Source organism: Verticiella sediminum, from assembly GCF_007558815.1.
Lineage (GTDB): Bacteria > Pseudomonadota > Gammaproteobacteria > Burkholderiales > Burkholderiaceae_B > Verticiella > Verticiella sediminum.
The window spans coordinates 1-22,934 of sequence record NZ_VLTJ01000010.1; the positions used below are offsets into that span (position 1 = coordinate 1).

The window sequence follows — 22,934 nt, forward strand, 5'->3', positions numbered from 1 at the left end:
GCTGGGATTCAACAAGAACACCGTGCAGCGCGTGTTCCAGTTGATGGGCTGGCAGATTCGCAAGCGCCCAATTGACGTCAGACTTCGTATTCAGGCGTTGCCATCGGCGGCGACAATGCCCAGTAAGCGGTGATCTACGGATCGGTGCCGTGTGTGGGCCAGGATGGCTGAGCGACATTGGCCCTGATGATTGACTGCCATACATGCCAGTTGCTGGGTGGACACCTGTCTCGAAATGGCAACGCCTGCACCGCAGGCAGCCCTTTGGAACACGTCCTGATCGCTCGCTTCGACACGCTGCTGGGTCGCATGCAGGTAGCGTTTAGCAGAACGAGGTGGTCGAACGCGTCATCCGCGCGTTAAGAGCAATGCGTGCAGCGGCATCGCTTCGAAACCATCCAGCATGCCAATAGTGTGGTCAGCGACTGGATACGCTTTTACAACGATCCGCATCACGTGTTGAGTATGAAGATCCCGGCTGAGACCTTTGCTTAGCTGCATCGATAAGTGTTGGGGAGTCCTCCCTATCGGCGCAGATCATGCCTCGACCGAAAACCCCCCTTCACTCCGAGTCTCTATCAGCCACTGTGCGCTTGACGGAGGTCGTTACATCGTACCTCGGACAAAAAAACACAATCATAGACGGTTTGGAATCCCGTTGGCATCGAGGCATAACTTCATGTTATCGTAGCGTAACGGATACAATTTATTAAAGTCATCGAAAGAAATTTCTCGAAGCATTGCCTTTATATCTGAGGGGCTCTCATTAAGTATAAGCGAAGGAATTGCGTGAGTATCTGCTAGCTCAGTGCTGCGCGTGTCGTATTTGACCAGAAGGCCAGGAATTCCTTGAGCCATTGCCGGCAGAACACCATGGACACGATACCCTAACGCAAAATGTTGCTCTCGGATAAAGGCATCATAATCCTCCACACGCAAGAAGAAGAACATCGCTTCTTTGTAAAGCTTCTCCATGCGATCCACAGTTTCATCTGTAAACCAGCCATCCCGAAAGAATGCTTCTCGGGCCTGTTTCATGCCATCCTCATTCTTGAAGAAGAAGGCCTTCTCCTCATTCTCCCCATGAGTGGTTACGGTGGTCTGATACGACTCCGCCGTTCGAAGCAGGAAGTCACGCTGGATACTTAAATACTGCCGTGGGTTCGACGCGTAGCTCGCATCGACTTCGCGTCGGGTCGAGAACGCCACTTTCTCTATACTGTCCGGTATCGCGAGTTTTAAGTTCCTATTGCGAGTTCGGAAAAGAGACGGACATCCAACTATCTCCACGTTCTTTATCCCGTTTGCATATAGTAGTTCGGCGGTAAACGTACCGCGAACACCGATCACATCGCTTCTTTCGGAGACTGTCTTCCAGAATTTCAGATTGTGGTCGTTTAGCCGATAATCATCGCGGGTAGCTGCCTGCCCCCCAACGCCAATCGCGTAAACTGGTAATTTGGTACGCTCGAGCACCTCCACTGCCCGATGCCATTGCATCTGATTGTGAATGAAATTAGATGCTCTAACAATGGCAAAGTCCGCGTCGCAATAGCTTTCGATTTCTTGTTCTGTCGGGTTCTCGATCCTCATCTCTGAAGCAGAGCTGTACTCTAGCATCTTCAGAGTGGAATCGTATACGACCATATCTCCAATATTAAAATAGTGAGTTAGGAGACGTTCGGTTGTCGCCTTATACCACTGCACCTTATCATGGCCATAGATCTGGCCTGCAGGTGAGATTACGAGCACTCGTTTAAGCGTCGTTTTCTGATCGCCAACTTCTTGCATGAAGGGTTCTCGGTTCCTGTGGAGGGTGTTGTCAGCTCGGCATATCGATTGTTGCCATTCTTGAGAGATATCCAGCGGGTTGGAGTCCGTTGGCCATTAAGAACTGTCGATAGCGTGCAGCCGCGGAGCTCCGGTGTAGATCATACTTCGCCGAATCAAACTTAATCATGCGTTTCAAGTTGGATCGGGTAATCGCACCCTTTATGTCCCCAGCCGCAATGTGTGGAACTCCGGTATTTTCGCAGAGTTCTCGAGTTCTAGAATCTATGGTTATAGTCAAGCCCATGCGTTCTGCCTGTAGCGCGAGTGCTATACCGTGGTACCGAGTTCCTATTGTGAGATCGTATCGTCGGAGGGAATCCATCCAAGCCGGTACATCGTAGAACGACCGAGCGTAGTTGTTGCACCAACTCTTGAACTCATCAAAGGAATAATGAGGGACGGTATGGTTTCTGAGTGCTTTAATATTGTGGTCACTTATACCCTCGAACACTCCACGCGAAATTTTCACCATCTCTTCCATGGACTGTACAACATACTGCCCTGGGCAAGCGGGGTCCATCATGAGAGCGATTAATTGGTGTTCGATTTCACGCGTATGTAACCATGCCTGATGGCCGGCGGCCACGGAGATCGATCGAGGAACTTCAATTTGAGACCATCGCTCTGCAACACGTTGGCCAAGCTTCGGCTCGGGATTGATGAAATAAGAAGGGCAGCCTCCAGTTACTACGCTGCCATTAATGCCAAGCTTCTCGATCTGGTCACTGGTATAGGGGCCTCTAGTGTAGATGTTGCACGTCTTCGTAGACTTTGCAATCACCTCAACCCAGCGACGCGTCCCTTCGCTAAGTTGAATGTCATGGTCGTAGTTGTCTGCCTGCGCTCCTAGACCGATCGCAACGATAGGTAGCCCCGACTTCTCAAGGTTAGAAGCCATCGAACCGTAGTCTGTATGCTTGCCAAGCTGGTTGGCGCATGGGATTACGATGATGTCTGCACTTTCTTGTAGTTGCTCTGGCGACGTACTCCAACCGAAAAAATTTACTGGATTGGTAATATGGTTCTTGATTGCATAGACGAAGGCTAAATTTCCGTTGTTATGCCCAATTCCGTTAAATAGAGCAGAAAAAGGAGCATTGGAATAAAGACCCAGGGTCGGAAATTTCCACAGTATAGCGACTCTGAGCGGCGCCTCGGGCCGCGACGCTGTTTCTTCGATGTTAGGCACGTGCTGAGAGTCGTGTGTCGCATGCATGATTTTCTCGGTTCGATGACTAAATTGCTAAATGCGTTGCCTGCCGGCGAGTTACGAGTCGTTCTGGTATTGCCGTATTTCGCCTCTGATGAATTCCCGAATCGTAAAAGCCTTGGTCCGGAGTGGATCCTTGCTTATGGACAATAATAATGAACGGCGTCTCGCAGGCAATCCTAAGGTACAGGTCAAGACCTAATCTAAAGTGAACACAACAATAAGAGACCATCACGACGCGAGCAATTGTATCTGTGACTGACAGCTGCGGATGACATGAGGGCTGTATGGACATCCAGTTCCGTCCTGCGTGGACTATGAATTCTTATATCATATATTGCGATCGGTGAAAGCAACGAAGATGTACAAGATCACCCTCCTCCCCTGAAACTCTTTAGTTACCCGGAAGCATTCCGAGTTTGATCTGCAGCAGCTCAAACGCTGGGCTCAGGACCACCCAGATAAGGCATGCGGGCATTCACCAACGCCGTTATGGTAGCGTTGTGATCAGTCGCGTTCGGTCGGAAGTTTGTGCGGAGATCTACGAACAGCAGGCGGTCCGGCCCGAACTGATATTCGACTGCACCATCTATCGATGCGCTATTTTCTCCTGCGGAGCCTTCCACGATCATTATGGTCCCGGGAGTGTCAGCGTGAATGGCGATAATGGAATCTTCTAGCGTCTCGAGAAATGACTCATGATTCAGTTCGGAGATGCTAATGTGCCTAAGTTCGACAGACACGTCTTGCTGTCTAATAAGCGAAAGGAGCTCGCCCGCATGTGATGTGATGATACTACTGCCGCGCGTCGTATCTCCGCCTTTTAAAGTAAGGTCATACACTCCGAATTGATTCAATAGCCTCAAAAAATCAAAGTCAGACTGGTCTAGCCAGCCGCGCCGGCGCATCCACTCCACGCTTTTCATCGTGGGAAGTGACGTGGATAACGAAGGGGCTGTATTTGCGGGAACGACAATTGCGTCGCGCTGAAGTAGTACAAAGTCGCTGCCTTCGAGTTTGACTGTTATTCGGGATAAAGTGTTCTCCTCTTGGAGGCCGATGTCAAAATTGAAGCCCAGATTCCCATCACCTAAACCCGCTTCAGCCAAATCACTTCGATAGTTCTCAACCTTGCCCGCGCCTACGCATTCAGAGTCGAGAAAGGCTAACACTACTTTTCCCTGTATTTCGTCTGCTTCAGCATAGACCCAACCCCCAACCCGAGTGGGGCTGACGAAATCAATGGCACCCTTTAACATGACAACTCCCCTGCTGCGGTATATGGATTATGAACAAGCTATTTACTCGTAAATGCCGTCTTTTAATCTCTATATGGTGCTAATGGCTATCCCATTGGGTACTCTCCGTTTTATAGAGGTGGTAATAAAAGCGAGATACCGTTTTGCCATGTCTCTTTGATCTAACGTATCGGGAACGCCAGCTAGCAAATTCTCGTAGAGATTGTTGTTGGATCCTTCAAGAATAACGCGGGCGAGATCTGCCGAGTCGTTCAGTCGAAAATGCAACCCGGATACGCCGTTCACGATCTTCTCCGCCATCCCGCCGATTCCTGTACAAATGATGGGGCGACCCACAGCAAAGGCTTCCTGGATCACCACAGGGGAGTTCTCCCACCACGTGCTGGGTACAACGACGTAATCGCATTCAGACATAAGCGAAGATACGTTGGCGTTATTGTATGGGCCGGCGTATTCAACTACGTTATTCGTTCTGATCGCCTTATCAAACGCCTGCATGAAGTCTTCAGACTGTCCAATCACGTTCCCGTGAATGCGAATTCTTACACGGTCCTTGGCGGAAGGGTTCTTTACAAGAACATCTGCCGCTTTAAGTAGGGTGTCTACACCCTTGAAAGGGTTTATTTGTCCGAAGAACCCATATACCCATGCACCGTCCCCGTGTCTTTGGCGAGGCGGCATGGGGGATGAGGGTCGATGAGCTAAGCCGTTTTCAATGATGGCAAACTTCTTGGCGGGAAGCCCCGCCTTTATGTAGATCTCGGCCAAGAAGCGACTGGGAGAGATAAAGCCGCTCACTTCTTGAAACGTTCGGGATACCAGCCCTTGTCTTATTGCGAATTGCTGTCTCGAGTACTCTGGAAAACATGTATGACAAGCTTCCGGAGTCGCCTTATGGCATAGAAGTCGAGTCGGGCGGGTGATCATCTGTCCGTGATGATGGCAGAGCGACAGAAACTCGTGAATGGTGAAAAAAGTTGGTAATCCCAAGCGGATTGAAGCCTTGGAAATCGCATCGATTCCAAAGTTTAGGTAGTGGTGAAAGTTTACGACGTCGATTTTTAACTTTATGAATAGCTCACGGAGCGCTGACGTGGTAAACGCTGACCCGAGTTGATAAAAGTGATCATATATTCGTGTGTCGTAGAAAACTGCGTGCTCTCTCGACGAGCCAAGCGACAGTCGACCTCTGTCGTCCTCCGAGCATGCCGCGATAAAAACCGCGTCTATGCCGAGATCGAGAAGGCCTTTGTATAGGGTGAAGGCGCTGATCTCCGCACCACCTTTTGATATAGACGGGTGGCTGTGAGATACGATAGCGAGACGACCGTCGAAGGCGTCTACATGTTGAGAACTGGGGTTATGCGCTAGCATAGTGCAAATCTGTCAGTGTGCGGTTCATGGCCCGGGCTAGGGGGGTGGAAACATGACGTCTCGATCGCATGGCACCGCCGGTTATGACGCGCGCTTGTGAGATGGGGAATGTATCTATCTCTGGTATTCCATCAAAATATAGCGGTCTGCCGAATAGCCACGAAATGACTGACGTTCGGCTCCAACTGAAGCAGTCGGCTCCGTAACTATGGTCCCTTCCCGTTGATGGATCCTCGTCGATCTCGTAGACAATAGGTAATTCCAGATCTTCGGTTTCCAATTGCGCAAGGCCCGTCCAGCCTTGTGGTGTTAAAAATATATTTGGACCTACGAAGGTGATGGTTTCCGGATTTATTGCGCCGGTGAAATAAGGAAGCTGATGAAGCGCTTGTTCCGGCACAGGCGTGAAAAATAGGCTGAGTTTTGCTTGGGTGGCCTGAGCCAGCGCGTTGAACAGCATCATAACTTCGGAACGACGGTTTCCCAGCCGTGCGACGAATGCCACGCCAAGTGTCTCAGGGCAATCTGAAGATAGCCATGCACCTACATCGGAGAAGAGGAGGAACGCGTCACTTCTGTCGTCCGGTACAACAAAGATGGCGAGGTTCGGGCACGGGGACGCTCTATATGTAGTTAGTAATTTAGCGCTCACCGTTAGTTGCCTTTGCAGGGCAGCGACAAATTCAGGAAAAAAACTCTCCATTTCCAGTGCCGGATATAATTGCTTTGCAGCGTCCGCACTTACGCCGTGTCCAAGGAGCTGTAGCGCTTCAACTGAGATTGTATGCGTGCTTGACGTTCCATCGACATACGTTATCCGTAGCAGCGGAGCAGATAAGTCGCTCTTTTCCAATTGGCCTCGGAAGACTGCTGTAAAGCCGGCATCAGTTAGCAGCAGATTATTGCCACCCGCTATGCTGCTCAAATCAGTGCGTGAGCTATGATATACAGTTGATTGGTCGCAGCTTATAACCGATTTTCCTAAACGAATTGCGAGCGTCTTTACGGCTTTTATCGGGCTGAGGATCCACCCTGTGACCATAGCGCCAAACCCGGGTAGGGCTAGAACGCGATCGACAGCAGCGTTGGCAGTGACTGGAGAGGGATTGCTGACTCGCCACGAATCTCTTCCATCAAGTATGCCTTGAAGTGCTGCGGTGTGTCCGGTATGGCAATTGGCGAATAATTTAAATGCTTGTTCGCAAAATGCTGCGTGACTTACGATCCGTATCGGCTTTGTGCATCGAATATAACGTTCCAGCGTATCGCCAAAATATATTATTGCATTAGACTGCGGGCTCGGGCGCCATTCTGTCTCCAGCACCCCGACGATGCCGGAAGCTCTGTCGTCAAGATCTGGTCGGTCGTACAGCGTATACGCGAGGCCAGCTGTGATCTTTTGCTGATCGACGACGATGGCGGAACAGTCGATAAATGGATCTTTCGTTTTCCAGCCTAATATCCAAACTCTTCCGTCTTCGTCTATGGATAGGGCTTCGATATATCCGGCTTCGTGTTCCGGCCGGGGCCGCAAGGGACTGGATGCCAGGGCCTGGGCTTCCCTTCGTAGATCGGAAATTCGAGCGGTTATGTCAAGCCCGGTTGTGATTTCTGGAATGCTAGAGTCGAGCGCTAATAGCCCTTTCAGCGAAGGTTCTACCGTAGCCGTTGGTAAAGAGTCGTCCGTACCTGCTATGACAATTTCGATATGCGCATCGACGCCGTAACTAGCGATGTCACGCAGCTTTTGTATAGCGGACGTTGGAAAGCGGAAGCCACATACTATATCCTGACCCACGAATTCCGAGATGTCTGAGCGCGGAAAGGACGTCTGCGTTTCAGCTAGAACGACGCCGGCAGCCAATAGTTGCAACGTTACCGGGTCTTGAGATCGTTCCAGATTTAGGGCCCAACCTTCTATTCCGATCGTGAGGTCCAAGACATCGACATGGCCGCGGAACCCGGAAGTCGCGCCTGGTTCTAGGCCGGCCGATATGACTCTTCGGTCTCGTTTTTGGAGATTAGTCATATTTTTTCAGTTCACTCGGTAGCGGTTGGTGTGTCTTCAATAGAAAGGAGAATTGAGTGGAAGCTCGGTATATGTACACGTACATGTCGTGCACACAGTCGTCGGTCTTCGGTGATTTTTTTTATTTGATGGCGATAGCCCATAGGTCGTACGCGCTTCCTTGCATGACCCGCACTTCTGAAAATCCCGCTTCGACTAGCTTGTTGCGGATGCTTGTCGCTGTGAATCCTGTCCGGTGTGCCATATAGCGCTTGCCGGCGGCAAGCGACGCTTGGTGACCAAACATCATGTCTAGGGGCGTAATGGGACCGGCTGGTGATGTATATACGACCTCGTTGCTTTTGTCTTCTGCAATTAGTGCTGCGACTTTCTTCATATCTGGCAGCGTCAGCAGCGTGAACCCGGCCGGCTTCAACACCCGATGAAATTCGTCGAGGGACCTTGCTACCTCAAAGCCTTCTAGATGCTCGATGTTATGAGAAGACCATATTGCGTCTACCGTCGCCGACGCTACTGCTCTCATATCGGTGAGACTGGCGACTATATCGGGGTTTACAGAAGCGTCGATGTCAAGTCGAATTTCGGTCCATTCAGGCGATTGGAAACATTCGGGTAGACGCGATCGCGGGGCAGTGCCGCATCCAACGTGCAGAAGAGTTTTTTTTCCTCGTGCAAGTAGAGCCGGGACTACTGCCGCTAGATCACTATGACTAATTTTCATTGGCAAAATTTAGAGTTATGTGCGACAGCGCTAACAAGTCCGGCATACGGCCCATTCGCCCAGTCTCGATTTAGCAACGGGTGATACGCCGTCATTTTTTTGAAGACATGATGGTGGTGAGACATAAAATGCATCTGTTCCCGAGTGCTGCGTGCGTGCTTCATGCTGCTAATGTCTTTACCGCGACTCGCGGATTCGCGATGACGGAGCTTGCCGGCAGTGGTCCAGAGTACTGCCTGCCTTTTTCCAATGCGTAGGCATAGGTCGACGTCGTTGAAGGCGACTGCGAACTTTTTAGCGTCAAGACGGCCTGCACGAGCATAGTCCGCTTTACGTAGTATTAAACAGGCCGCAGTTACGGCATCCTGTCTCCTCGGGCATTGGTTAGCACCTAGGTAACCGGAGTCATCGCTGCGCCAGTGATTGCCGGCGTGCGCTGCTTGACCATTGACTCCAAGGACTACGCCGGCATGCTGCACCATCTCGTTGGGCCATAGCAGCTTCGCTCCCACAATCCCCACCCCGGGTTGAAGCAACTGCGCCACCATCGCCTTTAGCCACGCCGGTTCGATCACTTCGATATCGTTGTTGATCAGTCCGATAATTTCCCCACTCGCGATCTCCACCGCCAGGTTATTCATCGCCGAGTAATTGAACGGATACGAATACGGCATCACCACCACCCCACGCTCGCGCAGTTCATCCATGTAGGCGAGCGTCCGGGGGCAGGTAGATTCGTTGTCGATGACGATGATTTCCAAATACGGATAATCGGTACCGGTCAGCAGTCCTTCGACGCAGGCATGCAGTAGCTCATAATGGTCACGCGTCGGCACGATGAGGCTAACTCGAGGCAGTTGGTCATCCGGCGGCAGTGGCCATTTGGTTTGCAGTAGCGCGGGGTAAAGCCCATTGCGCGTGACTAGCGCACCCAGTGCCAGTCGTTCGGCTAGCCACTGCATGGCGGCGTCGCGATTTGGATTGGCGGGAGCGTCGGCGGGGCTTCGTGGCGCGTCTGCGCGCTTGTGGTACAGCACGCGCGGGACGTGGGCGACGAAGGCTTTGCGGTCTACGGTGGCCAGCGCGATGGCGGCGGCGAGGTCATCGATGTCGCCGCCGGGCGGGTGGGCCGGCAGGGCGAAGGCGGCGCGCACGATGTCGGCGCTCCAGATGGCGCCGGGGGTGACGAGGTCGACGCCCAGGTAGAGGTCGATGTCCCAGGCGGGCTTGAGCCAGGGGGCGGTGCGGCGGCCGTCGGGGCCGTCGCAGTCGTTGTCGGCGTAGGCCCAGGCGGGCGCCTGGGTGGCGCCGTGGGCTGGCAGCCAGCCGTCGGGGGCGGCGCCGCGCGTGGGTTGGGTGCGCACGCCCAGGGTGTCGTTGAGCGCCTGGTCGCCGGCGAGGGCGCGCAGCAGGGTGTCCAGCCCGTGCGGGGCGAGGTGGTCGCCCAGGTGCAAGGGGACGATGGCGTCGACGTTTTGTACCAACAGGGCGTGGACGGCCTGGAGCAGGCGGCCGGGTTCGGCGCGTTCGATGGCCTGCGCGGGCCAGCGCTGGGCGGCCAGGCTGGCCCGCGTGCGGGTTTCGTCCTCGTGGCTGCCTTCGCCAAACAGCAGGATGCCGGCCTTGAGAGCTGGCTGCAGGTTGTCGTCCGGCAAGGCGGTGGGCCGCTGATACACCTGGAACCACTCGTGGTAGTGCTCGAAGCCGATGGTGCGCGGGGCGCGGCGGTCCTGGTCCTGGGCCAGGCGCAGCAGCAGGGCCAATTCGGGGTCGTCGGCCTTGCCTGGCCAATGCCGGCGCAGCAGGGCTTCCATGCCTTCGGGCAGGGTGCACACGGTGATCGGGCTGCCCACCAGGGGCCGGTCGCGGTCGTCGCGCAGTTCCACCAGGTGTACTTCGCCGTCGGCCATGGACCAGGGCAGGTCCAGGCTGTATCCGTGGTTGGCGTCGGGCTGGTAGACCAGGGCGGGGTGGGGGTTGCCGGCCTGGGCGCGCGCGACGGGCTTGCCGTTCTCGTAGGCGATCACTTCCACGGTGCGGTCCGGGGCGTCCGGGTCCCACACCCAGCCGGTCACTTTGAGGCCGCCGGGATACCACACTTGCGAGTGGCCGACGGGCGGGTGCACGGGGGGCTTGCTCTCAGGCAGTGTGAGCGCGCCGTCCAGCCAGGGGCCCTGGTTGGCGATGCGTACGGCGATGTGGCCGGCGTCTTCCAGCCAGCGGCGCTTGAGCTGCACGGCAAAGCCGTGGAAGCCGTCGCCGTGTTCGTACTCGGTCTGCATCTGGTCGGCGCGCGCCAGGGCGGCGAATCCGCCGTCGATGTATACCTCGACGGTGACGCGCACGTCGGGCTGGCCGCTGTGCCAGGCCCAGCCTTGCAGTACGTCTTCGTACAGGCCGGTGATGGCGCCGGCGTAGCCGGCGGCGGGAGGGGTGACGAGTTGGAGCATGGTCAGGCGGCGCAGGCCGAGGGCAAGGGGATGGCCGTAGCCAGGTTTTCGAGGGGCCGCGCGCCGGCCTGCAGGGCGAGTGCGCTGGCCGGGGCGTAGAGCGGCAGGTGCGCGCGGCTGGCGATCCAGGGCGCGAGCCAGTCGGCGTCGGGCGCGTCGTTCAGGCTGACGGCGGCGGTGCAGCCGGCCAGTGCCAGGGCCTGGTGGCTGTCCAGCCCGCCCAGTTCGGGTGCGCGCAATACGGCGCCGGTGGCCAGGAATTCGCGCATCCAGGCGGCGTCCTCGCCGGGCAGCAGCAGGTAGAGCCGCTCGGCCGCGGGTTGGCGGGCCAGGTCGCGTGCGACGGACAGCCAGCAGCGGCGCACGCCGGCTTCACTCAAGTCGTCGGCGATGAGAAGGGCGGTGGTGGTCGGAGCGTGTGCATCGGCAGCCACCGGGGCCGGCCAGGCAGCCGGGCGTTCGGCGGGGGCAATGCGCAGCCGCGTCGGCAGCTCGCGCAGCACGGCGGGGCAGTGCGCGGCGTGGCGCAGGCCGATGGCCTGCACGCCGAGGCGGCGCAGGTCTTCGTCCAGGCGGCTCGTCTCGTCCGGCAGGGCGTAGTTCACGGTGATGGGCAGGCCGGGCACGGCCACGCGCAGCGTGGCATCGATGCGCCCCTGGCTTTTCATGCGATAGGCCAGCGTGAGCGTTTCGTCCGGTGCTCCCTGTTCGGCCCGGGGGCCCTGCACCCACAGCGTGCGTTCGCGCGGGCGCGTCTTCAGCCAGGCCGCGGCGGGCTTGAGCCGGGCGCGCTGCAGGGCGTTGCGTACGGGGGCGAGCGGGTCCTGGCGCACGTATCGATCGAAGCGCGCGGGGGCGTCCGGGTAGCGGCGGCGCAGGATGTCGTTGTTGTGCTTGACCAGGGCCGTCTTCTCGTCGCTGAACGAGACTCCGCCCTGGTGGCCGACGAACACGTGGGTGGCGGCGACGTGCTTCCAGCCTCGTGCGCGGGCGCGCAGGCACCAGTCGGTCTCCTCGCCGTAGCCGCGTTCGAGGTCGGTTTCGTCGAGCAGGCCCACCTCGTCCAGCGCGCTGCGCTTGATGAACAGGCAGAAGCCGCAGCCGGTCTCGATCTCGACCGGGTTGTTGCCGCGCGCGGCGGCGAGTTCGTCCAGCGCGGCCAGTTCGGCCGGGCCGGGCATGGGCGCCGCCTCGCGCAGCCGGGGGAAACTCAGCAGCTCGCCGTTGTTGGAGAAGGGCGTGGCGCTGGCAGTGTTGCGCGCAGCGTAGGCGGCTGCGCGCAGGCGGTCCAGCCAATTGCCGTTCACGCGGGTGTCGGCGTTGAGCCAGACCACGTCGTGCGCGGGGTGCATCAGCATGCCGCGGTTGACGTTGCGGATGAAGCCGAGATTGACCGGCCGCTCGACCAGGTCGATGCGCCGGGCCTGGGCGAGTTCGCGCAGCGCGGCCGACAGGCCTGCGTCCGGGCTGGCGTCGTTGAGCGCGATGACGCGGTGCGGCGTGCGGTTGGCCTTGGCGGCGCGCAGCACGCTCTGGATGCAGGCCAGGGTTTCGTCGCGCCCGTCGTAGACCGGGATCAGCACGTCCACCGGGCGGGCGCTGCCGGCGTCGCCGCCGCCGCGCCGGCGCGGTTGGGCACCGGCCTTGTCCATGGCTGCCAGGTGCGGCAGCGGTGCGACCAGGGCGAGCGGGCTGCCGGGCAGTTCGCGGCCGTCCGGCCCGTATAAGCGCACTGGCCCGGGATAGGGGGTGATGCGGGCGACGATGCCGCCGTGGGTGGCTGGCCCGCCCACGGCGGCCAGCAGGGGATGGGCATGGCGGGCCTGCAGCGCGACTTCCTGCTGGCCGGCGACCAGGCGCAGGGTGACGGTTTGCGCCGGCTCACGCAAATCGACCACCCAGCCGCGCAGTGCGCCCTTGGCGGCGTCGTAGGCGATGGCACCCGCGACCTCGCCCGCCTGGGCCTGCGGAATCAGGTGGCGCAGCACCAGGCGCAGCTCGGCGGCCTGCCGGATGCCGGGCAGGGCCGCGCGCATGCGCTCGGCCAGGGTTTCGGGCGGCAGCGTGGCGGCGAGGGCGCGCCAGCGCCAGGTGCGCAGAGTGGGATCGTCCGGGTAGTGTTCGAGCGCGTCGGCCAGCAGGGCGTCGGCCTCGTTTGCGCGGTGCTGGTCGAGCGCGGCCCGCGCGGGCAGGGCGCAGGTGGCGGGCGGCGCGTTGCGCATGTGGCGCAGCGCGTCGGCCAGGTGCAGGAATGCGCGTTGTGGTTGGCTGCCCTCGAGCAGGGCGAGCGCCAGGCAGAGCCGGGCGTCGTCCCGATACCCCGGCGTCTGCAGGGCGAGGGACAGGCATGCGGCAGCCACGTCGGCGTCGCCGGCCTGGCGAGCGTCGTGGTAGCGGCGGAGAAGGTCGGGGATGCCGGCCATATCGTCGTCGCCTGTATCTTGCGGAATCGGCCGATGCATGGAGGAAGCGGCGTGCACCGGGTCTGACATTTGGAAGGGGGCCGCGAGGCCCCCTTCCAAATGCCCCCGGGCCGAAGCCCGAGGGGAGAAAAACCCCGGGGCCAGGGCCCCAGGGATCGTCGGTACGTGGTTTACACGTTGCCGTCGATGAACTTCACGTTGACGATGCTGTCTTCGGCTTCCGGCGAGCCGACGATCTGCGCCGCGATCCAGCCACGGTCTGCACCGTTGGCAAGGTCGGCAGCCCAGTACGCCACTTCGTCGGCCGAAGCTTCGCGGCCCAGTGCGTTTTCGTACATGGTTGCGATGAACGCGTCGTCGTCCAGCGAGTTGATGGCCGAACCTTCGTCCGTGGCCAGGATGGCCTTGGCGATGTCTTCGACGCTCAGCTCGTTGCCGTTCAGATCGTTCTCGATCCAGTACTGCGCACCTTCGCGGTCGGTCGAGCGACCCAGCAGGCCTTGGTACAGACGCAGCACGTCGGCTTCGTCTTCCGTGGCACCGATGGCGATCGATTGACCGTCGTCGAGCTGGATGAACTCGACGTTGGAGGCCGTCAGCGAGTCGGCTTCGTCGGCGTTGCTGACCAGGACGATCTGACCATCTTCGATGGTGACCGTGTAGTCTTCCAGCGTGCCTTCCAGGACGACCATGTCGTAGCCTTCGCCGCCGTCGACCGTATCCGCGCCGAAGCCGGAGAAGACCGTGTCGTCGCCGAGGCCGGTGCTGACCGTGGAGTTGCCTTCGCCCAGGATGACTTCGTCGTCGCCGCCACCGGTCACGATGGTGTCGTTGCCGTCACCCGCGTTGATGGTGGTGTTGCTGTCGACCAGGATGGAGACGTTGTCGTCGCCGTTGCCCAGCACGATCACGCGGTCGATTTCGGCAGCGTAAACCGGGTCGCCTTCCGGACGGGCCAGCGATTCGGGCGCGTAGTTTTCGCTGTAGAGCGAGAAGGTGATGTTGGCGTCGGTGTCGAACACCAGCACCGGCGCTCCGTTGACGGCCGAGTTGGTGCCGACGGTCACGTCGTCGCCTTCATCTCCTTCGGGCGTGATGACGAGCAGGTCGGGCTGCTCGCCGCCGGGCGAGGTGGGCTCGCCCACCGCATCCCACGAGCCGACGATGGTCGTCTCGGTGCCTTCGGTATTCAGAACGGATTCGATAGCCGCCAGTACCGCGTTGGTACGGGGGTTATCTTCCAGTGCCGATACCAAGTCCTCGTTGGACGTTGGTTGATCGTATTGCATGAAAAGCTCCTAAGAAGGGCGTGTGGCTGGGGTTTCTCCCCCAGTGGGGGTTACCCCTGCGCCTTGTAGATCTTGGTGATTGCCGGATCTTCCCAGGGAGACTGATAGCGGGGGGCGTTTGCCTCGGACTTCGGGGAAACTGACAGCTTGAGTGCTACAAGATGCTCGTGGCCGGAAGGCGACGAGACTTCCTGGCCGTTCAGGACGTCCTGCGGGGGGTAGCCCGAGAAGACGGCCTGACCGGCCAGGCGATAAAGCTTTTGTTGGGGGCCGACGAGGCCGAAGGTGACGGCGGTGATGCCGAGCGCCTGGCGGCGCGTGCCGGCATAGCGGCCGGACAGCGCGGCGGGCTGCTTGCCCTGGCCCTGGACGCGGCAGCTATAGGCCAGGTCCACGCCTTGCGGCTTCTCGGGCCAATGGACGATGAAGCCTTCCAGGCGGGCCGTGCCGTCGGGATTGCCGAGCCAGCCGCCTTCGACGCGCACGTCGCCGCGGCGCTCGATGTGGCCTTCGAATTCCAGGCGGATCGGGCTTGCGCCATCGCTGGCGGTGGGGACGCGGGCCGGCATGGGCGCAGGCGCCAACGGCGAGGGCGCGGCCTGCAGGCGCGAGGCGGCCGGCGCGGCAGCGGGCATGGGCCGTGCGGGAGCGGCGGCAGCAGCCGAACGTCGGTCCAGCTCGAGCAGCGCTTCGCTGGTATCGATGCGGTCGATGCGCAGGTTGACTTCGCGCTCCTGGCGCGCCGCCATATGGTATTCGGTGACCAGCAGGGCCCCGGTGTCGCCCTTGACGCGGATGACCACGCAGTCGCCGAGCTTGACCAGGGTGTTGCGGCTCACGCCTTCGGCCGGGAAAAAATCCACCGAGCCTTTGCCTAGCGGCGCCTGTTGCAAAGTGATGCAGATTTCCTGGCCTTCGGGGAACTGGCTGGCATAGCGCACGATGTACATGCCCACTTCGAGCGGCAGCACGCGCGAGTTCAGGCGCAAGTTCTGATAGGGGGCGGCGGCAGGATTAGGCTGCATGGCTGAGCGGGTTCTTTTTGATAGTGTTTGGCGGACTTGCGCATGACGGCACACAAATGCTGCAGTGCCGCACCCTGTACGTCGTAAGGATGGTAGCAAAGGGGTTTACCCTGAACAAGCAAGCAACTGTCACTGTGCAGGACGCAAATGTCGCATTTCGCAGCAATTCGTTATTTTGTGAACATGTTAGACGTTTTTGTGTCCTTTTAAACCCGGGTTAAACATATCGGATGGCGGTACAGTAGGGAATTTCTGTTGGAAAACGCCCGCCGAATATGTAACAACAGCCGGGCGGAAGTTTTTTTAGTTGTTTACGTTGGTGCATCCGCACAGTGGAGTTTGGGAGGGGTCTCCCCTGGCCTTCAGTGCGTAAGTATCCGCTGTTCGTCCTATTGACAGCGGCTCAGTGTAGTAAATGCCGCCCTGCTCGCGCGCTATGGCGGATAGGTGCTCCTGCGCGTGGACTCCGCGAACATTCCTAGGCCGTATCCCGCCCCTTCGAAGCAGCGGGGAGACTGGGCTACCATGTCGGGCCTCGCGCTGGCACGCGTTCTCTTGCAGCCATGGATATCCTTTTTATACACCAGAATTTTCCCGGGCAATTTCTTCACGTGGCGCGTCATTTTGCGCAACGCGGCCACCGAGTGGTCGCCGTGGGCACCAAAGCACCCCCTGCGATCGACGGCGTGCGGTATCTGAACTACGTGCTGCGCCGCGGCAACGGCAAGGACACTCACCCCCTGGCGCTCGAGTTCGAGAGCAAGACTTTGCGCGGGGAAGCCTGCGCGGTCGCGCTGCGGCAACTGCAGGCCGAGGGCTATGCGCCGCGCGTGGTGTTCTGCCATCCGGGCTGGGGCGAGGCGCTGTACGTCAAGGCGGTGTTCCCGCAGGCCCGGCTGGTCTGCCTGATGGAGTACTACTATCACGTGCAGGGGCAGGAAATGGGCTTCGATCCGGAGTTCCCGATGCCGGGCTTCGCGGAGGCTGCGCGGTTACAAACCAAGAATGCGAGTTTGTTACTGGCCATGCAGGACATGGACCGTGGCATTGCCGCAACACCTTGGCAGGCCAGCCGGCTGCCAGCCTGGGCCCAGGCCAAGACCACCGTGTTGCACGAGGGCATCGATACCGACGAGGTCCGGCCCAACGCCCAGGCCCGGATCGCACTGCCCGGCCACCATCTCACGGTATCCGCCGGCGACGAGGTGCTCACCTATGTGGCGCGCAACCTGGAGCCGGTGCGCGGCTACCACGTCTTCATGCGGGCGCTGCCGCACATCCTGGCGGCGCGTCCCAACGCGCGCGTGTTCATTGTGGGCGGCGACGGTGTCAGCTACGGCGCGCGTCCGTCGGACGGTTCGTATCGCCAGCGCTACCTGGCCGAGGTGAGCCGGCACATCGACCCTGCGCGGGTGCATTTCATGGGGCTGGTTTCGCGCCAGGCTTTTCTTGCGCTCATGCAGATCACCCGCTGCCACGTCTATCTCACCTATCCCTTCGTGTTGTCGTGGTCGCTGCTGGAGGCCATGAGCGCGGGCGCGACCGTGGTGGCGTCCGATACGCCGCCGGTGCGCGATGCGCTGCGGCATGGCGAGAACGGCCTGCTGGTGCCGTTCTTCGAGCCCGGGACGCTGGCCGAGACGGTGTGCGAGGTGCTGGCCGACCCGGCCGGTCACGCCCACCTGGGCCGTGCCGCGCGCGCGAGCATCGTGCGCGACTACGACCTCAAGCGTGTCGTCCTGCCGGCCTACGAGCGGTTGCTGGCGGAGATGGCGGCCTGACCGGCGTCGGACGGGTCGGCTTGTCCGGGAGACGGGTCGGGCGCCGCGTTCTCCTCGGCCTGGGCTTCACGGTGGGCGAGCAGGGCGGCCGGTAGCGCGCGCGAGATCACCCGGCGCAAGGTGAGGCCCTGCACCAGGATGCTGAAGATCACCACGCCATAGGTGGCGGCGATCAGGACGTGGCTGTCCGGCAGCGTGGACGCCAGCGACAGGGCGAGCGCGATCGACACGCCGCCGCGCAGGCCGCCCCAGGTCATCACGAAGGAGACACCCCGGCCCCATTCGCGCAGCCGGGGGGCGGCCATGACGGGCAGCACCACACTGACGTAGCGCGCGAGCAGCACCACGGGGATGGCCAGCACGGAGAGCAGCAGGCCCGAGGCCGAGGTCTGCAGGGTGATGATCTCCAGCCCGATCAGGCCGAACAGCATCAGGTTGAGCAGTTCGTCGATCACCTCCCAGGTGGTGAAGAGGCGCCGCTGCGAACTGTGCTCGGCCACGCGCGGGCTCTCGCCGCGCCCGCCCACGAGCAGCCCCATGAAGACCACGGCGATGGGCGCGGATACGCCGAGCGCTTCGGCGGCTGCATAGCCGCCCGTGGCCATGGCCAGACTGACCAGGGTGGCGATGGCGTCGGAGTTGGCGGTGCGGATCATGTAGAGGCCGAGCAGCCCGACGCCGATGCCGAACACCGCGCCGCCCAGCATCTCTCGCACCAGCAGCAGACCCAGGTCGCCCAGCGTGGGCACCGCCCCGCCCACGGCGATGCCGAGCAGCGTGAGGAACAACACCACGCCCATGCCGTCGTTGAACAGGCTCTCGCCGGTGATGCGCGCCTCCAGGCTCGCCGGCACGCCCACCTTGCGCAGCACTCCGAGCACCGCGATCGGATCGGTGGGCGAGATCAGGGCGCCGAAGACGAGGCAGTGCAGCAGCGGCAGCGGCATGCCGACAACCCAGGTGACGGCGTAGAAGCCGAAGCCTACCGCCACGGTCGATACCAGCACGCCGACTGTCGAGAGGATGAGCACCAGCCACTTTTCGCGCGCGATGGCGGCGACGCTGGCGTGCAGCCCGCCGGCAAAGAGCAGCATGCCGAGAATGCCGTGCAGCAGCAAGCTGGCGAAATCGACGTCGCCGAAAAGCTCCTGTGCCGCGGCGAGCAACTGCGTGCCCTGGCCGAACACGCCCATCAGCAGCGATGCGGCCAGGCCGATGGCCGCGATACCGGTGGCGTCCGGCAGCCCGATGAAACGGTGGTTGAGATAGCCGAGAGCGGCGACGAGGGTGATGAGGGTACCGATCAGCGCAAGCAGGCTCATGCGGGGTTGCCTAGACGAGAGAAGCGACTTGAAGCGGGCATGGGCGTTGCTGCCTGCCAACGATCCATCCAGTCTAAACTCAGGAGCCCTGCATGAGTCAATCGAGCACCGCACAGACCATCGCCGTCGTTGCCTTCTCCAGCCTGTTGATGAGCACCGCGGCCTGGGCCGCCACGCCCACCGCCACCGACCCCAGCCAGGATTCGGCGGCCACGCCGACGCAGGCCGAAGAGCCGCGCCTGCCGACGGCGGACGACACCCATCGCACCGGGCCTGAGCAGTCGGACGCCGGTAGCGGGGCCGTGCCCGCGGAACCGCAGACCTTGAGCCCGGAGGCCAAGCGCGAGGAGCTTGGCGGCAGCTCGGCCGAGCGTATGGAACAGGGCCGCCAGGAGAACGGACAAAAGCAGGAGTGATGGCGGGGTCTCCGCCATACGCGAAGAAGCCGTCGGTAGACGGCTTCTTCGCTTCTTGACTATATAACTATGCAAGCAGAGGTGACGGTCCTGGCCAACGTCGTGACGCTCGCCAGGGCGTCCGCGCGGGGCGCGGCCCTACTTGCCGCGTGAACCGGGCTTGTCCGTATCCTGCGCCTGGCGGCTCGGATCTTCGTTGCGGAAGCCGCCATAGCTGCTCTGCCCCGGGTCGGCGCTGCGGCTTTCGATGCGTTCGTCGGCGTCCTTGGCATGTGCCCCGCTGTGTTGGCGCGTGGGCTCGGTACCTCGATCCGCCTGGGTTCCAAGCCGGGAATCCTGCTCCTGCTGGCGCATGGGCGGGACGGTGGCGTCGGGCTGCCGGCGGGGCTGGTTCTGGCCCTGGTTCTGTTGCTGCTGCGATTGCGTGGGCGATTGAGATGTCTGGCTGTCGCGTTGCTGAGTCATGTTGTCCTCCTGTCGTCGTAGGGCGCTCGGGCCCGGGTGCAGGACACGCCGCAAGCGGCATGCCCCGCCTGTGTCCGGATGTACTGCCCGGTCGATGCCCGCTGCCTTGCGCGCTGGCGGCATAATCCGCGCATGAGACTCTTTCCCTTGTTTGCCGACCTGCATGGGCGGCAGGTGCTGGTCGTGGGCGGCGGCGCGGTGGCGCAGCGCAAGGCCGGTGCGCTGCTGCAGGCGGGCGCCCAGGTGCGCGTCGGCGCGCCCGCGTTCACGCCGGAACTGCAGGCCTGGGGCCAGGCTGGCCGTGTCACGCTGCTGCAGGGCGGTTTCGATCCGACCTGGGTGGCGGGTGCCTGGCTGGTGGTCGCGGCCACCGACGAGCGCGCGGTCAACGCCGAGGTGGCGCGCATCGCCGGCGCGCAGCGCCTCTGGGTGAACGTGGTCGACGATCCGGAACTGTCGAGCTTTCAGGTGCCCTCCATCGTCGACCGTTCGCCGCTGGTGATCGCCATATCCTCCGGCGGCGCCGCGCCGGTGCTCGCGCGCCGCCTGCGCGAACGCATGGAAAGCCTGCTCGAGCATACGCTGGGCAGGCTGGCGGCGCTGGCGCACGCGCAGCGCGCGGCGATCCGCCAGCGCTTTCCGCAGATGACGCAGCGCCGGGCGTTCTACGACTGGCTGTGCGACGGCCCCGTCGCCGCCCACTTGCGCGCCGGCGACGACGCAGCCGCCCAGGCCGCGCTGCAGGCCATGCTCGACAGCGGCCAGCCGGAACCGCCCGGCCGCATCGTGCTGGTCGGTGCGGGGCCAGGCCCCGCTGCCGCGCTCACGCTAGGCGGGCTGCGCGCTCTCAACGAGGCCGACGTGGTGTGCTATGGCCGCGGTGTGTCCGATGAGGTGCGGGCACTGGCGCGGCGCGATGCGGACCAGCTCGCCACGCTGTTGGAAGGCGATGCCCTCTGGCGTGAACTGGCCGACCACGCCGTGGGCGGCCGCTGCGTGGTGCTGCTGCGCGCCGGGGCGGGCTTGGCGCTGGATCGGGCGCGCGTGATGGCGCTGGGGCTGGACGGGCTGCAGTGGGAAGCGGTGCCTGGTGTTAGCTGAGCAGCACCTCGGTTGGCAAGGGAATGTGCGGCAATGAAATCGGTGTGCTCGTCATCGGCAGGCCCAGGCAGTGCGCGACCAGGGTGTCGGTGCGCGCCGGAGGCCACCCACCCGCCGCGAGATTGGCGCGGGCCTTGGCCGCGACGGCCTGCGGCGCCAACGGCCGTTCGGGGTCGCCACGGGCGTCGGCCAGGCGGGCTTCGAGCACGCGGCCGTCGCCCCAGCGCAGGGTGAGGGCCGCGCCGAAGTGCGCCGGATAGGCCTGTTGCGCAGCGTCGTCCAGGCTAGGCCCGATGCGGGCGCGCCAGGCGGCGACCGTGGGCTCCTGCAGCATCTCCGGTGCGAAGGCCGGGAAACCGGGCTCCCCGTGCAGCAGGGTGACTGCGACCGCGTGCTGCAGACTGAACCGTGCTTCGGCGGGGTTGCGCGGCATCGGGTTGTCGCAGAAGCCGAGGGCGTCCGCGTAGGTCGCCACGTCGACGCGGGCCGGCGGATCCTGCCGGCCCGGCAGGCGCTCGCGCAGCACCAGGGCTGCGTCGATCGCCGGATGGGTGTGCCGGCAGGCGGGCCAGGGCTTGATGCTGGTGTCGTGCAACTGCCAGTCCCCGGTGGGGGCCAGCACCGCGTGGGGATCGGCGCCCGGACACATCGCCGCGAAAAAGCCCTTCTCGCCTTCCAGGATGGCGGCGGGCGCAGTCGCGCCGGCCTGTGCGAGGCTCGCCGCCTGCACGCCGGTCTGCGCCGCGTGGGCGTTGTGCCAGGCCTTGGCCATGTTCGGCTCCAGGCGCACCTGCCACAGCCCGGCGGCGCGCGTGGCCGCGTGGCCGATGGCATGGGCGGTGGCCGGCCCGGACAGTTCGAGCAGGCTGGCCGACGCCACGGCCGCCCCGATGACGCCGCACGTGGCCGTGGGATGCCAATGGCGGTAGTGGCCGGCGCCGGCCGCCCGGCCCAGCCGGATCGCGGCCTCGTAGCCGCGCACGATCGCGTCGAGCACGGCGGTGCCGGGCGCTCGCAGGCGCCGGCCGACGAAGAGCGCGGCCGGCACGATGACCGGGCCAGGATGGCACAGCGCGGCCCGGTGGATGTCGTCCATCTCCAGGATGTTGCCCACGGCGGCGTCGAACAACAGGGCATGCCATGGATCGGCGGCCTCGCCGGGGCGCCCGGGCAGCATCAGACCGGTCCACAGGGCCGCGCCCGTCGCGGTGGCGGCGCCGGCTGCCGCACAACCGTACCAATCCAGTATGTGCAGGGTGGCCCGTTCGCGCGCGTGGCGGCCCACGGGTGCCAGGCACAGCGCGGCCAGCCGAGCCGACAAGGACGGCGGGCTGGTCATGCCTGCGGTTCGCCCACCTGCATGGCCGGCCCCCGTGTGCGCGGGTCGCGCGGCGTCCAGCGCTGGGCTTCGACGGCAGCGATGAAATCGGCCACCGCGCGGTTGAACGCCTCCGGCTCTTCCAGGTTGATGGTGTGGCCCGTGCGCGGCAGGACCAGCAGGCCGGCTGCCGGCAGGGTGGCCTTGAGATACAGCGACGCGGGCAGGGTGAGGTCGTCTTGGTCGCCCGCCACGACGAGCGTGGGCACCTGCAGGCCTCGCAGATCATCGCGCAGGGCATACAGGGAAGGCCGGCGCGCCTGCACGCCGCGCAGCGTAAGGGCTGCGCCCGTGGCATCGTGCTCGCCCAGGCGCGCGGCGAACTCGGCCCAGCCCTGCGGGTTCTTGAGCTGGTAGGGGATGCGCGCCGGCCCGGCCGCGTAGGTAGGCGCATAGGCTTGGCTGCCCAGCGCCTCGAACTGCTGGGCAGCCGCCACGGACAGCGCCTGGAATTCGGCCGCCTCGTCCGGATGGGCGCCGTAGCCGACGCCGGCGACCACCAGCGAGCGCGCCCTTGCGGGATGGCGCAGGCCCACGTGCAGCGTGGCGAAGCCGCCCATCGACAGGCCCACGATGTGCGCGCGCTCGATGCCGGCGGCGTCGAGCACACTGACGATGTCGTCGGCGGCCTGGGCCTGGCTGTAGGCTTGCAGCTCGTGCGGGACGTCCGAGGGCGGGTAGCCGCGCGCGGCGAACACCACGCAGCGGCGGTGCGGCGCGAAATGCCGCAACTGCGGCTCCCAACTGCGATGGTCACCCGCGAATTCGTGCACCCAGACGATGGCCGGGCCGCTGCCCTGGCTCTCGTAGAAGAGGCGCACGCCGTCGGTGGCGGTGGCGTAGGGCATGGTCGGGCCT

General features: G+C 62.2%; 17 protein-coding genes. 3 read left to right on the forward strand and 14 right to left on the reverse strand.

Features of this window, described 5'->3' with window-relative positions:
• Positions 1-636 precede the first annotated feature (636 nt).
• From FOZ76_RS06045 to FOZ76_RS06090, 10 genes are all read right to left on the reverse strand, one after another.
• The gene (locus FOZ76_RS06045) at positions 637-1,791 is read right to left on the reverse strand and encodes a polysaccharide pyruvyl transferase family protein (protein ID WP_143947244.1); all 1,155 of its coding nucleotides are present in this window, start codon (positions 1,789-1,791) and stop codon (positions 637-639) included.
• A 31-nt stretch (positions 1,792-1,822) separates the two neighbouring features.
• On the reverse strand, positions 1,823-3,049 hold the full coding sequence (locus FOZ76_RS06050) for a polysaccharide pyruvyl transferase family protein (RefSeq protein WP_143947245.1): 1,227 nt from the start codon (positions 3,047-3,049) through the stop codon (positions 1,823-1,825).
• Positions 3,050-3,477: 428 nt separating this feature from the next.
• Positions 3,478-4,302 (reverse strand): hypothetical protein, encoded by an 825-nt coding sequence (locus FOZ76_RS06055; protein WP_143947246.1) that lies wholly within the window; start codon positions 4,300-4,302, stop codon positions 3,478-3,480.
• A 69-nt stretch (positions 4,303-4,371) separates the two neighbouring features.
• Entirely contained in the window at positions 4,372-5,676 is a 1,305-nt protein-coding gene (locus FOZ76_RS06060) for a glycosyltransferase (RefSeq protein ID WP_143947247.1), read from the reverse strand.
• A complete protein-coding gene (locus FOZ76_RS06065; RefSeq protein ID WP_143947248.1) occupies positions 5,663-7,615 on the reverse strand; it encodes a hypothetical protein in 1,953 nt (650 codons plus the stop codon). The genes FOZ76_RS06060 and FOZ76_RS06065 overlap by 14 nt, the downstream gene beginning before the upstream one ends.
• A gap of 211 nt (positions 7,616-7,826) precedes the next feature.
• On the reverse strand, positions 7,827-8,426 hold the full coding sequence (locus FOZ76_RS28140) for a class I SAM-dependent methyltransferase (RefSeq protein WP_143947249.1): 600 nt from the start codon (positions 8,424-8,426) through the stop codon (positions 7,827-7,829).
• On the reverse strand, positions 8,423-10,876 hold the full coding sequence (locus FOZ76_RS06075; RefSeq protein ID WP_143947250.1) for a glycosyltransferase family 2 protein: 2,454 nt from the start codon (positions 10,874-10,876) through the stop codon (positions 8,423-8,425). Before FOZ76_RS06075 ends, FOZ76_RS28140 begins: the two co-directional genes overlap by 4 nt.
• A gap of 2 nt (positions 10,877-10,878) precedes the next feature.
• On the reverse strand, positions 10,879-13,299 hold the full coding sequence (locus FOZ76_RS06080; RefSeq protein ID WP_170235310.1) for a glycosyltransferase family 2 protein: 2,421 nt from the start codon (positions 13,297-13,299) through the stop codon (positions 10,879-10,881).
• Positions 13,300-13,469: 170 nt separating this feature from the next.
• Positions 13,470-14,588, reverse strand: coding sequence for a DUF4214 domain-containing protein (locus FOZ76_RS06085; protein ID WP_143947252.1), 1,119 nt, complete (start codon positions 14,586-14,588; stop codon positions 13,470-13,472).
• Positions 14,589-14,638: 50 nt separating this feature from the next.
• Positions 14,639-15,613, reverse strand: a complete 975-nt coding sequence (locus FOZ76_RS06090) for a hypothetical protein (RefSeq protein ID WP_211366047.1) — start codon at positions 15,611-15,613, stop codon at positions 14,639-14,641.
• Positions 15,614-16,176: 563 nt separating this feature from the next.
• Here FOZ76_RS06090 and FOZ76_RS06095 point away from each other — a divergent pair.
• Complete coding sequence (locus FOZ76_RS06095; protein WP_143947253.1) at positions 16,177-17,394, forward strand: glycosyltransferase; 1,218 nt, start codon at positions 16,177-16,179, stop codon at positions 17,392-17,394.
• Here the strand turns inward: FOZ76_RS06095 and FOZ76_RS06100 are convergent.
• On the reverse strand, positions 17,361-18,716 hold the full coding sequence (locus FOZ76_RS06100; protein ID WP_143947254.1) for a cation:proton antiporter: 1,356 nt from the start codon (positions 18,714-18,716) through the stop codon (positions 17,361-17,363). The genes FOZ76_RS06095 and FOZ76_RS06100 overlap by 34 nt on opposite strands.
• Before the next feature lie 92 nt (positions 18,717-18,808).
• On the opposite strand from FOZ76_RS06100, the gene FOZ76_RS06105 reads away from it, so the two are divergent.
• Positions 18,809-19,132, forward strand: coding sequence for a hypothetical protein (locus FOZ76_RS06105; RefSeq protein WP_143947255.1), 324 nt, complete (start codon positions 18,809-18,811; stop codon positions 19,130-19,132).
• A 138-nt stretch (positions 19,133-19,270) separates the two neighbouring features.
• On the opposite strand, the gene FOZ76_RS06110 is transcribed toward FOZ76_RS06105, so the two are convergent.
• On the reverse strand, positions 19,271-19,597 hold the full coding sequence (locus FOZ76_RS06110; protein WP_143947256.1) for a hypothetical protein: 327 nt from the start codon (positions 19,595-19,597) through the stop codon (positions 19,271-19,273).
• A gap of 132 nt (positions 19,598-19,729) precedes the next feature.
• Between FOZ76_RS06110 and FOZ76_RS06115 the strand changes: the two genes are divergently transcribed.
• The gene (locus FOZ76_RS06115; RefSeq protein ID WP_143947257.1) at positions 19,730-20,698 is read left to right on the forward strand and encodes an NAD(P)-dependent oxidoreductase; all 969 of its coding nucleotides are present in this window, start codon (positions 19,730-19,732) and stop codon (positions 20,696-20,698) included.
• Here the strand turns inward: FOZ76_RS06115 and FOZ76_RS06120 are convergent.
• Both FOZ76_RS06120 and FOZ76_RS06125 read right to left on the reverse strand, forming a co-directional pair.
• Positions 20,691-22,037, reverse strand: a complete 1,347-nt coding sequence (locus FOZ76_RS06120) for an MmgE/PrpD family protein (protein WP_143947258.1) — start codon at positions 22,035-22,037, stop codon at positions 20,691-20,693. The two genes, FOZ76_RS06115 and FOZ76_RS06120, sit on opposite strands and share 8 nt — an antisense overlap.
• Entirely contained in the window at positions 22,034-22,924 is an 891-nt protein-coding gene (locus FOZ76_RS06125; RefSeq protein WP_143947259.1) for an alpha/beta fold hydrolase, read from the reverse strand. Before FOZ76_RS06125 ends, FOZ76_RS06120 begins: the two co-directional genes overlap by 4 nt.
• Positions 22,925-22,934 lie beyond the last annotated feature (10 nt).